This window comes from Algibacter luteus (assembly GCF_030344935.1).
In the GTDB taxonomy this organism is placed as follows: domain Bacteria; phylum Bacteroidota; class Bacteroidia; order Flavobacteriales; family Flavobacteriaceae; genus Arenitalea; species Arenitalea lutea.
On sequence record NZ_CP128313.1, the window covers coordinates 1,741,519 to 1,754,328 of the forward strand.

Below are 12,810 nucleotides of genomic sequence, written 5' to 3' on the forward strand. Positions count from 1 at the left end.
ATAAAAACAAGAATATCTAAAAATTAAAAAAAATGAGCAAATTAAATGGTAAAATAGCTGTTATAACAGGTGCAACTGGTGGAATAGGTTTTCAAGTAGCGAAGAGATTAGGTAATGATGGATTTACAGTGATCTTAAACGGTATTGAAGATAAAGCAGGAGCAGAAAGAGTTAAACAACTAGAAGCTGAAGGTATAAAAGCAGAATATTATGGTTTTGATGTTACTAGCGAAGAGGCTGTAACTTCAAACATCAATAAAATTGGAGAGAAATATGGTAAAATTGATGTTCTTGTAAACAATGCGGGTGGTTTAGGAGGAAGATCAAGATTCGAAGATATGACAACTGAATTTTACAGATTTGTTATGGCGTTAAATCTTGATTCTACATTTTTTGCTTCAAGAGCTGCAATTCCATTCCTTAAAAAAGGAGAAAATGCATCGATTATTAATTATACATCTATTGCAGGATGGAATGCTGGTGGCCCTGGTGCAGGAGTTTACGGTACATCTAAAGCAGCAGTTCATGCTATTACAAGAGCGTTGGCAAAAGATTTAGCAGAATATGGTATTAGAGTAAATGCCGTATCTCCAGGAACTATTGATACAGATTTCCATAAACAGATTAAATCAACTAAGCCAGAAGTGTTTGCTTCTTGGAAAAATAACATCATGTTAGGAAGATTAGGTCAACCTGAAAATGTAGCGAGTGTTGTTTCTTTCCTTGCAAGTGAAGATGCATCTTTCATAACTGCTGAAACTATTCAAGTTACAGGTGGTCAAGGGTTAGGAATCTAGTTAAATTAGAATAAATTTTTTAATAAAAAGTCAAGATTTAAATCTTGACTTTTTTTATTTAGATTACTAATGTTAGAACAAATTATCTAAGATTTCTTCTTCAACAATATTGGGAATGGTAACTTTTAAATTAGGTGAACGTTCCATTTCTCTCTTTATGGCGAGTAATGCGCCTTCATTTCTTGCCCAACTTCGTCTAGAAATGCCATTGTTTACATCGTAAAACAGCATGTTCTTTAATCGTTTCTCAGAATCTTCACTTCCATCTAATAACATTCCAAAACCACCATTGATAACTTCTCCCCAGCCAACACCACCACCATTGTGTATGGAAACCCAAGTTGCCCCTCTAAAGCTATCGCCAATTACATTGTGGATTGCCATATCAGCTGTAAATTTGCTACCGTCATAAATGTTTGACGTTTCGCGAAATGGAGAATCAGTTCCACCAACATCATGATGATCTCTACCAAGCACTACCGGACCTATAGTGCCTTTTGAAATCGCTTGATTAAAAGCTAATGCTATTTTCATTCGTCCTTCAGCATCGGCATACAATATGCGCGCTTTTGAGCCTACAACCAAATTGTTTGCTTTTGCATTTTTTATCCAATTAATATTGTCTTGCATTTGCATCTTAATTTCTTTTGGTGCTTCTATCATCATATCTTCAAGAACTTTCGCTGCAATAGCGTCGGTTTTTTCTAAATCTTCATCTTTCCCTGAAGTGCACACCCATCTAAATGGACCAAAACCATAATCGAAACATAATGGACCTAAAATATCTTGTACGTATGATGGGTATTTAAAATCTATATTATTCTCTGCCATTATATCGGCTCCCGCACGTGAGGCCTCTAGCAAAAAGGCGTTCCCGTAATCGAAAAAATAAGTTCCTCTTTTAGTATGCTTATTTATGGCATTAACGTGACGAATGAGTGAATTTTGTACATTTTCTTTAAAAAGTTTAGGATTTTCTTTTATCAAAGTATTTGATTCTTCCCAGCTTAAACCTACTGGATAGTAACCACCAGAACAAGGATTATGTAATGAGGTTTGATCGGACCCTAAATGCACAAAAATATCGTGTTCATAAAATTGCTCCCATAATTCAACTACATTTCCAACATAGGCAATTGAGATGACTTCATTATTGGTCTGGGCTTGCTTGATTCGCTTTATGAGTAAATTGATATCATCTATTAAAAGATCAACCCAACCTTGTTCATGTCTTTTTTTAGCAGCTTTAGTATTGACTTCAGCACAAACTGTAATGCAACCGGCTATATTTCCAGCTTTAGGTTGAGCGCCACTCATACCTCCCAAACCAGAAGTCAAAAATATTTTTCCCGCTAAAGACTCATTGGGCGACAATATTTTCCTAAATGCATTCATAACAGTAATTGTAGTACCGTGCACGATGCCTTGTGGCCCAATATACATGTACGATCCTGCCGTCATCTGTCCGTATTGTGTAACGCCTAAAGCATTGAATTTTTCCCAATCGTCGGGTTTAGAATAATTTGGTATCATCATGCCGTTGGTTACCACAACTCTTGGAGCTTCTTTAGACGACGGAAACAAACCCATTGGGTGACCTGAGTATATGTGTAAAGTTTGCTCATTCGTCATGGTAGCTAAATAGTGCATTGTTAACAGGTATTGCGCCCAATTTTGAAAAACGGCACCGTTACCTCCATAGGTAATTAATTCTTCAGGGTGCTGAGCTACTGCTGGGTCTAAGTTGTTTTGAATCATCATCATAATAGCGGCAGCTTGTTCAGAATTTGCTGGATACTCAGAAATTGGTCTAGCATAAACCTGATAATCTGGTTTAAACCTGTACATGTAAATACGTCCGTAAATTTTTAACTCCGCTGAAAACTCAAGAGCTAACTCCTTATGCCATTGTTTTGGAAAATATCGTAAAGCATTTTTTATGGCTAATTTTTTTTCGTTTAAAGTGAGTATCTCTTTTCTTCCAGGAGCTCGATTAACACCATTAGGATATTCTTTTATAGCTGGTAATTTATCTGGAATCCCTTGTAAAATTTGCTCTTTAAATGTCATTTTATATTTATTTTAAAATAAAAGTTCTATTTACTACCAAGTTAATCATGGCATTGATATCATCTTTTAACAAACGATCGTTTTCAAGTTTGGGAACTTTTTCTCTTATTATTTTAAAATTCTCTTCAATAATATCTGAAAAAGTATTTGGTCTTCTAAACTCTAAAGCCTGAGCTGCATACATGAGTTCAATAGCTAAAATCTTTTCTAAGTTGCCTAGTATTTCATTAAATCTTCTCCCTGATATACTGCCCATAGAAACATGGTCTTCTTGTCCCAATGCCGTCGGAATACTATCTGCAGATGCTGGAAAACACAACGACTTGTTTTCTGAAACTAATGCTGCAGTGGTATATTGAGGAATCATAAAACCAGAGTTTAATCCGCCACCCGTTGTCAATAATCGAGGCAAACCAAATTTACCTTCTAGCAATAAGAAGCATCGTCTATCAGAAATATTCCCTAATTCTGATGCAGCAATCGAACAATAGTCTAAAGCCATGGCTAATGGTTGACCATGAAAGTTACCGCCAGAAATCGCTTCAGATTCGCTTAAAATAATAGGATTATCGGTAACCGAATTCATTTCAATCTGTGCCAGCTTTCTTAAATGAAAAAAGGCATTTCTTGAAGCACCATGAACTTGTGGTATGCATCGCATAGAGTAGGGGTCTTGTACACGTTCGCAGTCTTCATGAGCATCAACATTTTGTGATTTGTAAAGCAGCATAAACATACGTTCTGCGACTTCTATCGTTCCTTTAAATGGTCGTAGTTTGTGTAATTCATCCCTAAAAGGTGAACTACTTCCTTGGTATCCTTCTATACTCATTGCTCCAGCAACATCGGCTAAATCCAATAAGTATTCCATTTTTTTTAAGCCAATTATGGTATGTGCTAGTATAAATTGTGTGCCATTTATTAAAGCTAATCCTTCCTTTGCTTTTAATTTAATAGGCTTTAAATTATAATCTGATAACACTTTTTTAGCATCAATAATTTTATGCTTTACCCAAAATTCGCCTTCGCCTATTAATGGTAGAAACAAATGGGCTAGAGGGGCTAAATCTCCCGAAGCGCCAACTGATCCTTGTTCGGGCACAACAGGTAATAGATCATGTTCTATAAAAAAGATAATACGCTCTAATACCTTCAGTCTAATACCGGAATACCCTTGACTTAATGCGTGTACCTTGCATATCATCATAATTTTAGAAAGGTTTTTATCAATAGGTTTGCCAACACCAACGGCATGGGTAATTAATAAATTTTCTTGAAGTTTATTAGTTTCATCATAACTAATTTGTACATCACATAAAGGGCCAAACCCAGTATTTACGCCGTATACAGGTTTGTTAGAATTTGCCAAAACTTCTACTTTTTTTCTCGAAGCATTAACTTTATCTTTTGCTTCAGTGGTAAGTTCACCTTTGATCTTACCGTTGGCTATATCTAAAACCTTTTCTAATGTTAATTTATCAATACCGTATTTAAATATCATTTTAATTGAATTACTTGATTATTACAAAGTTATTCCTATTTTTAATGTTTAAAAAGACCATTTAATCACATTATTGATAACTATGAGTAATCAATTAGAAATTCGACATTTAAAGTATTTCCTTGCCGTTGCAGAGGATTTACATTTTAGAAAGGCCGCTGAACGTTTGTATATTTCTCAACCAGGATTGAGTAGACAAATTAAGCAAATGGAGGAAGATTTAGGTGTGCAATTGTTTGACCGCCATAACAGAAAAGTGGTTTTAACCAAAGCAGGTACTTATCTTAAAAGCGAATTATCTCGAAATTTAAAGCAGTTGAACGACATAGTCGATCATGCTAAATTGCTTCAAGATGGTAAAAAAGGCCAACTGAAACTTGGTTACGTTGGGTCTGCAATGCAGAAAATTATTCCTGAGTTATTGATTAATTACAAAATTAAAAACCCTGATATTATTTTTAGTTTGAAGGAAATGGATAATCAAAAGCAAATTGAAGAGTTACTCAATTTTAATATCGATTTTGGATTTGTAAGATTAGAAGAAGTTCCTAAAACAATAAATAAACTTTGTGTTTTAAGTGATACTTTTTGTTTGGTGTTACCCGAGAATCATGCTATAAACCTGAATAATTTTAAAAGTATATCTCAACTTAAAAACGAATCATTTATTCTTTTTGATCCTGAGTATAGTAAATCTTACTACAATAAAGTTCTTGATATTTTTCATGAAAGTGGTTTTTCGCCTATAATTTCTCATTTAACTATTCATGCAAGTTCTATTTATAAATTGGTTGAGAATAATTTTGGAGTGTCTATAGTACCAAAGTCTTTATCTTTAAACAATCCAGATGGTGTAAAATTTATTGAATTGAATTCAATTTCACAAAAAACAGATTTGTCATTAGTCTGGAATAAAATGAATAGAAATCCACTTTTAACAGGAGTTTTAAATCTGTTTGATGCATTACCGAATTAGTAATCAATTAACTAGATTCTCTAAAAATCAATTCAGTTGGAATAACGACTTTTTGTGGTTCAAAAGAAATTCCTTTTCGAATACAGTTTATTTCATGAAATAAAATGTCTGCAGCTTTTTTACCCATTTCAAAACCGTTTTGTTCAACTGTGGTAAGCGCAGGGGTTATAACCGATGCCATAAACCAATTACTAAATCCCATTAATGCTATTTGTTCGGGGATTTTAATATTATTTTGGTTGAAGTATTTAATAGCTCCTATAGCGAGTAAATCGTTTACGGTAAAAAGTGCATCTACATTTCCTTGATGATCGCTAATAAGTTTTTTTGCGCTATTATAACCATCTTCAAAATCTGAATTATTATTACACAGATAGACTAATGAAGGGTCGAATTCTATATTATTATCAGCCAAAGCTTTCTTATAACCTAAAAAGCGGTCAATAGAATTTTGTGGATTTAAATCGCCTCTAAAATGAGCAATTCGCTTGTATCCTTTCTTAATTAAATAGGATACAGCTTCATAAGCAGATTTTCTATCGTCAATAAATACTTTAGAACAATTTACATTTTTTGAAATTTTATCAAAAAGAAGTAAAGGAATACCGTTATTAATTATCTTATTTAAATGATCGAAAATATGTGTTCTATTTGAGAGCGATATTAAAATACCAGCAACACCTTTGCTAATAAGCAAATCAACCTGTTTTTTTTCAAGTTCATAGTCTTCATTAGATTGCATTACAATCACCAAATAATCATGTTTTTCGGCAACTTCAAGAATACCTTTAATAACACTGGAAAAGAAATAATGCACATTATCTGGTATAATTAAACCTAAGGTTTTTGATTCATTTTTACGCAATCCAAGTGCAAATGAATTTGGCGAATAATCTAATTTCAAAGCCAGATCTTTTACCTTTTTTCTAGTCTTTTCACTTACATCGGGGTAGTCATTCAGTGCTTTAGATACTGTAGTGATAGAAATTCCTAATTCCTTTGCAATTTGTTTTAGGCTAACTGGTTTCATGATTACTTTTGCTATTAATAAGTTTTCTGAGAATTAAACTTTATAAATATTATACAAGATAGACTTATTGATGGGTTAATCTAAATTAATGTGTTATGGAATACGTTTTTTTATCAACACCTATACCTTTAAGTGTTAAAGATTTCCATTCTTTGGGTAAAATTGGATGTTTCTGTACAATCCCTTCATCGGTTAAATGTAATCCGCCAAAGCCGAATAAAATAGTTTGAAGCATGCCTCCAGCTCCAGTTGCAAAATAAGGTTCGTGTCCTGTGGCTGTTTCAGATAGTGCGCCAAATGGTGGTCTTTTATTAGGCACATAGCTTTCTTTAAAAAGCCTGTAAGCGTTATTGGCATCACCTAAGCGTGCATAAATTGCTGCTAGAGCAGATTTCCCCATTGTAGGGCCATCAATTCTAATTTTAGGTTCATAATATTTTAAATCTTTTATGATAGTTTCTCTATCATTAATCACATTTAAGGGAAATGCCAATAAATTCACATCGGCCTGCTTTATATTTTCCCCAGCATACTTACTGTGCTCCATGGTAGTACCATCAGGAAATTTATGAATTTTAATATGGTCTGCAACGTCTTGCCACATTGGGTTTGCAGGAATATTTAATTCATTAGCAGCCAGAACAGCATATTTTAAAGATGTAATAGCGGATCCATTGGTAAACGCATTATCATCAACATTCGGAGCATCTTCATTCGCTCCAACCACATTTTTAATGGAGTATGTATTATCTGCATTTTTTGTAGAGCGACTTACCCAATAATCTGCAACTTCTTTAAGCATAGGGTATCCACGCTCTATAAGCCATTTTTTATCTTTTGTAACTCGATAATAATTCCAAAAAGCAATGCCAACATCAGCAGTTATATGATGCTCAAAAGTTCCTGTTAGCGCCCATGCAGGGGTTGCTTCTTCACCTGTATCATCGCTTTCCCATGGAAACATCGCACCTTTATAACCAAAGTTTATAGCTTTTTCTTGTGCTTTTTTAATACTATCGGAACGATAATTTACTAAAGACCTCGCGATATCCTGATTGAGCAATAATAGGGGAGGATACATCCAAAGTTCTGTATCCCAAAATATATGTCCATTATAGTTTTGCGAAGAAAGCCCCATTGGAGCAATACTTAAATTAGAATCGCCTCTGCCAAATGCGTAGAGATGGTATAGAGCCAAACGAACATCTTGTTGGGTTTGCAAATCACCTTCAATAATTATATCGCCTTCCCATAAATTTGCCCACAAATCAAAATGCTGCTTTAATAAATCAGATTTTGGTGTTAATAAATTAAAAATTACAAAGCGTTCAGATTCATTTTGCGGATCATCAAAATCTTGTGTTGTGCATTGTGCCGCAGTCCACGCAAATTCTAAGGTGTTATTTTTTTTGATTGACTTTTCAAAAGACAGTTGATTATTGAGATCGCTTACTTTATTATGATGAAGTTCTGGTCTTTGATGTTCTCGGGTAGAGTTTATATCATGCCAAATAAACGTTGCCGAAGTAGCTACAGTGTGCCTGCCAAATTCAGTATTTGCAACAGTTTGTAAAATAGGCATTGTGGTTTCTAAATCTTTTAAAATGCGGAAGGTGCTTATTGGATTTTTATACGAATCATTACTTTCAATTTTCCCAATAGCTTTGATTTTTAAGCTTTGTAAAGCTTCAACTTTAATATCGATATAACTACTATAAGGTACATTTCTTAAGGCATAAAAAGTATAAGAAATGGTCGCTTTGTCTTTAAATTTAAACGAGGTTGTAAAACTTCCCGCTTTCATATTTAGAGTTTGTTTCCAATTGGAAATGTTAGTTTCATCAACCATTTCGTCATCAATAGAAATGTCGAGATTTCCAAAATTCATCCCTTCTAAAATTTTACTCACACCCAATTGAGAAGCTTTTTCATAGACATTATTTAGAATAATTTGTTTGGTTTTAAAAGGCTTTTCAGAAGGTAAAACACCAATGCGTCCATTAGCCACAACAATACCTGTGTAATTGGATTTGTTGGTTGTTGAAATGTGCCATCCGTCGTTTTGAGCAGATAATAAAACTGCATTAAAGCATAGTAAAAGAGACCAAAAAAATTTCATAACATTAATTTTAGGTACATAAAATTACGAATTTATACTATTTGACAAACAACAATTGTTTATTGTTTAGAAATTAAAACCACCTTGCCGAAATCGATTTCGATATGAAATCCTTTAAGAATTCATTATTTCAAAGCAATTTTTATTCGGTTTTATCTAATTTGGTATTGAACTAACTGAACTAAAACTATGAACAAAAAGATATTAATTTGGTCTATTACTGCAGCATTGGCAGGATTTTTATTCGGTTTTGATACCGTGGTAATATCAGGAGCAGATAAAAAACTACAAGCATTATGGGGAACTTCTGACGCCTTTCACGGCTCTGTAGTAATGGCGATGGCACTTTGGGGAACCGTATTTGGTGCTCTTTTTGGTGGTATTCCTACTAACAGGCTGGGACGAAAAAAGACCTTAATTTGGATTGGGTTATTTTATTTTATTTCGGCAGTAGGGTCTGCATTAGTCAACGACCCGTATACGTTTGCCGTTTTTAGATTTTTAGGTGGAATAGGAGTTGGTGCTTCTACAATTGCAGCTCCCGCTTATGTTTCTGAAATTTCCCCCGCGAAAAATAGAGGGCGACTGGTTGCTTTGTATCAATTTAATATTGTTCTTGGAATTTTAATTGCATTTTTATCAAATTACCTTTTAAGCAATGTAGGTGAAAATGCATGGCGATGGATGATTGGTGTTGAAGCCTTTCCTGCTTTAATTTATACCGTTTTAATTTTTACAGTACCTAAAAGTCCGCGTTGGTTAGTTTCCAAACATAGGTATGACGAGGCCAAAGCGGTGTTAAAAATTATCAATCCTAATGATGATGCCGAAGTATTAATGCAAGAAATAAAAACAGAAAGTGAAAGTCATATTGACGGCGAAAATATCTTTATGAAAAAGTATAGATTTCCGTTAATACTCGCTTTTCTAATTGCTTTTTTTAATCAACTTTCTGGGATTAATGCCTTTTTATATTATGCACCGCGAATTTTTGAGGAAGCCGGTTTGGGAGAAAGTACGGCTTTATTAAGTAGTATAGGAATTGGTGTTACCAATTTGATATTCACACTTTTAGGTGTGTTTTTAATTGATCGATTAGGACGAAAAACACTCATGTATATCGGTTCAATAGGCTATATTATTTCGTTAAGTTTGGTTTCAGCAGCTTTCTTTCTAAATTGGGAAGGTATGGCTGTACCTATATTTTTATTTCTATTTATTGCGTCACATGCCATAGGTCAGGGTGCTATAATTTGGGTGTTCATTTCAGAAATTTTCCCGAATAACTTAAGAGCAAGTGGTCAATCGTTCGGAACTTCAACACATTGGGTGTTGGCAGCAATAATTCCATCACTAGTTCCAGTATTGTTTTCTACAATAGGAGCCGGGGTGGTGTTTATGGTATTTGCCATCATGATGGTATTTCAACTCTTATTTGTTATATTTATGATGCCGGAAACCAAAGGGGTTTCACTTGAAGAATTAAGTAAAAAGCTTACTAGATAATCTAACTAACCCAAAGTATAATGAAAACATATTTGCATGTAATTGGTCTGATATTATCGTTCTTAATTTTAGGATGTAAGCAAGATAAAAAAGCAGAAAATCCTGAAACAGTTTTAGATATTTCGGCTAATCTTGAAGAGGAATTATACCGTCCTAATTATCATTTTACACCCAAGGCTAATTGGATGAATGATCCTAACGGTATGTTCTATTATAATGGAGTTTATCATTTATATTTTCAGTATTATCCAGATGGAAATGTTTGGGGTCCTATGCATTGGGGGCATGCAAAAAGTAAAGATTTAATTTCTTGGGAAGAACAACCCATTGCAATTTATCCAGATAGTATTGGTCTTATTTTTTCGGGAAGCGCCGTAGTAGATAAAAACAACACGTCTGGCTTTGGTAAAGATGGTAAAACGCCGATTGTTGCTATGTACACTTATCATAATATGGATGGTGAAAAAGCAAAGCGTTTAGATTTTCAAACCCAAGCTATAGCTTATTCATTGGATGAGGGACAAACGTTTGAAAAATATACTCAAAATCCAGTAATTAAAAACCCAGGAATTAAAGATTTTCGAGATCCAAAAGTGATTTGGGATACGGCTAGGGAACAATGGGTTATGGTTTTAGCTGCGGGCCAAAAAATTATGTTTTATAGTTCGAAGAATTTAAAAGATTGGAAGTTAATTTCTGAATTTGGAGATGGAGTTGGGGCACATGGTGGTGTTTGGGAATGCCCTGATTTATTTCCGATGACCATTGAAGGTACAAACGAACAAAAATGGGTGCTCATTGTAAGTATCAACCCTGGCGGACCAAATGGAGGTAGTGCTACTCAGTATTTTTTAGGTGATTTTGATGGTAAAACTTTCAAGTTAGATGCTACATTTACTAAACAATTAAAAGAACATAATGCTGTTTGGTTGGATTACGGAAGAGATAACTATGCAGGGGTAACGTGGTCTAATATTCCAGAAGCAGACGGAAGAAAACTATTTATAGGTTGGATGTCTAATTGGGATTATGCCAGAGATGTTCCTACTGAAACATGGCGAAGTACAATGACCATAGCAAGAGAATTGAAACTTAAAAAGCTGGATGATGGTTATCAATTAGTTAGCATGCCAGTTTCAGAACTCGATAAATACACCTCAAAAACTATTCGTATAGATTCCTTAAAAGTGGATCAAAATAAGGTAATCGTTTCAAGTAATGATGTCAATCTTTCTAAATTAAGAGTTAAATTAGAAATGAATAATTTAAAAGATAAGAAGTACACATTTCTTTTTCAAAATAAACAGGGAGATAGACTTTCCTTTGGAATAGATAACAAAGAGAAGTATTATTTTTTAGACAGAACAAAATCGGGACTGGTTAAATTCTCGGAAAAATTTGCACCAAATATATCTAAGGTGCTTAGGGATAACATTGCAAAAGATATTACCATAGAAGTGCTTATGGATAAAACCTCTATTGAAGTATTTTTTAACGAAGGAGAAACAGTTATAACAGAATTGTTTTTTCCAAATAAACCATTCGAAACGTTATCTATTCAAACTTCTGATGAAACACTGTTAGTTGAAAATATAAAAGTTGAAGAATTTCAATTTAATTAAATCATTTTTAGAATGGCGAATATTGTTTGTTATGGCGAAGTATTGTGGGACATATTTCCTGAATATGAAAAAATTGGTGGCGCTCCACTTAATGTGGCATTAAGGCTTAATTCGTTTAATAACAAAGTTACCATGATTAGTAGCGTGGGTAATGATGAACGGGGTAATCAATTATTAAAGTATGTTGAAAGTGAAAGACTGAACCTTGACCAAATTCAGATAAACAAAGATTATAAAACCAGTGAAGTAAACGTATTTTTGGATGACAATGGGACAGCCAGTTATACCATAGAATATCCATGTGCTTGGGATTATATTAAATTAGATGATACGCTTGTAAATACAGTAAAACAGGCAGATGCCTTTATATTTGGAAGCTTAGTTGCACGAAATACTGTATCGTACAAGACCTTACTTAACCTAATAACTGTAGCCAAATTCAAGATCTTTGATGTTAACTTAAGACCTCCACATTATAAAATAAATGTTTTACTAGAATTGATGAATAAAGCGAACCTCATTAAATTTAATGATGAAGAGCTTTTTGAAATTTGCAGCGCACTCAATTTTAATTCTGAAAACTTAAAAGAGAATATTGAGTTTATTTCTAACAAAACAAACACGAAAACCATTTGTGTAACATTAGGAGGCAAAGGTGCAATGTTGTTGAGTGATGGTGTTTTTTATACTAATAAAGGTTACACAGTGACAGTGAAAGATACTGTGGGTGCCGGAGATTCTTTTCTAGCATCTTTATCTCATAAACTTCTAAATAATGAAGATCCACAAAATGCTATCGATTTTGCATGCGCAGTGGGTGCATTAGTAGCATCTAGCGTGGGAGCAAACCCTAAAATTTCAAATGATACTATTAATCTTTTAATAGAAAATAATTAGTATTCATTTTTGGAATTCCTTTCAAGACTTCCTTTGTTTTTAGATTAGTTCTTCTTTTAAGGATTAATTGATATTAAAAAACTTTCATTTTCGACTTATTTACTGCTGAAAGACCTAGTAATATTTCTATATAAGGTCATTTATTAAATTTTTCAATAAATTATTAATTTCATAATTCTGTCCTTAATTTATTCTCAAACTATGATTTTTGTCATATTTTTTTTGTGATTAGGTAAAATCGAAAACGTTTTCGGAAATATAATGGACGTTTTTTTTCCTATTTTTTGCGCCT

9 protein-coding genes are annotated in these 12,810 nt (G+C 33.6%); 5 read left to right on the forward strand and 4 right to left on the reverse strand.

Going from position 1 to position 12,810, the window contains the following annotated elements; all coding sequences use genetic code 11:
- The first annotated feature begins 32 nt into the window (after positions 1-32).
- Entirely contained in the window at positions 33-797 is a 765-nt protein-coding gene (locus O5O44_RS07310; protein WP_289196349.1) for an SDR family NAD(P)-dependent oxidoreductase, read from the forward strand.
- Positions 798-869: 72 nt separating this feature from the next.
- Here the strand turns inward: O5O44_RS07310 and hutU are convergent, their stop codons facing one another.
- Both hutU and hutH read right to left on the reverse strand, forming a co-directional pair.
- Positions 870-2,867, reverse strand: coding sequence for a urocanate hydratase (gene hutU / locus O5O44_RS07315; RefSeq protein ID WP_289196350.1), 1,998 nt, complete (start codon positions 2,865-2,867; stop codon positions 870-872).
- Positions 2,868-2,874: 7 nt separating this feature from the next.
- Positions 2,875-4,368 (reverse strand): histidine ammonia-lyase, encoded by a 1,494-nt coding sequence (hutH, locus tag O5O44_RS07320; RefSeq protein WP_289196351.1) that lies wholly within the window; start codon positions 4,366-4,368, stop codon positions 2,875-2,877.
- A gap of 82 nt (positions 4,369-4,450) precedes the next feature.
- Here hutH and O5O44_RS07325 point away from each other — a divergent pair, with 82 nt between their 5' ends.
- Positions 4,451-5,344, forward strand: coding sequence for a LysR family transcriptional regulator (locus O5O44_RS07325; RefSeq protein ID WP_289196352.1), 894 nt, complete (start codon positions 4,451-4,453; stop codon positions 5,342-5,344).
- Between the two features lie 7 nt (positions 5,345-5,351).
- Here O5O44_RS07325 and O5O44_RS07330 read toward each other — a convergent pair whose 3' ends face one another.
- Together O5O44_RS07330 and O5O44_RS07335 are read right to left on the reverse strand one after the other, a co-directional pair.
- Complete coding sequence (locus tag O5O44_RS07330; RefSeq protein WP_289196353.1) at positions 5,352-6,374, reverse strand: LacI family DNA-binding transcriptional regulator; 1,023 nt, start codon at positions 6,372-6,374, stop codon at positions 5,352-5,354.
- Between the two features lie 85 nt (positions 6,375-6,459).
- Positions 6,460-8,493 carry a kojibiose hydrolase gene (locus O5O44_RS07335; RefSeq protein WP_289196354.1) on the reverse strand — a complete coding sequence of 678 codons (2,034 nt, stop codon included), beginning with the start codon at positions 8,491-8,493 and terminating at the stop codon, positions 6,460-6,462.
- A gap of 189 nt (positions 8,494-8,682) precedes the next feature.
- On the opposite strand from O5O44_RS07335, the gene O5O44_RS07340 reads away from it, so the two are divergent.
- Genes O5O44_RS07340 through O5O44_RS07350 form a run of 3 tightly spaced genes read left to right on the forward strand, consistent with a single transcriptional unit; the run spans position 8,683 to position 12,518 of the window.
- Positions 8,683-9,999: a sugar porter family MFS transporter gene (locus O5O44_RS07340; RefSeq protein ID WP_289196355.1), complete on the forward strand. Its 1,317-nt coding sequence runs from the start codon at positions 8,683-8,685 to the stop codon at positions 9,997-9,999.
- 20 nt (positions 10,000-10,019) lie between these two features.
- Positions 10,020-11,621 carry a glycoside hydrolase family 32 protein gene (locus O5O44_RS07345; RefSeq protein WP_289196356.1) on the forward strand — a complete coding sequence of 534 codons (1,602 nt, stop codon included), beginning with the start codon at positions 10,020-10,022 and terminating at the stop codon, positions 11,619-11,621.
- A gap of 12 nt (positions 11,622-11,633) precedes the next feature.
- The gene (locus O5O44_RS07350; protein WP_289196357.1) at positions 11,634-12,518 is read left to right on the forward strand and encodes a carbohydrate kinase family protein; all 885 of its coding nucleotides are present in this window, start codon (positions 11,634-11,636) and stop codon (positions 12,516-12,518) included.
- Positions 12,519-12,810 lie beyond the last annotated feature (292 nt).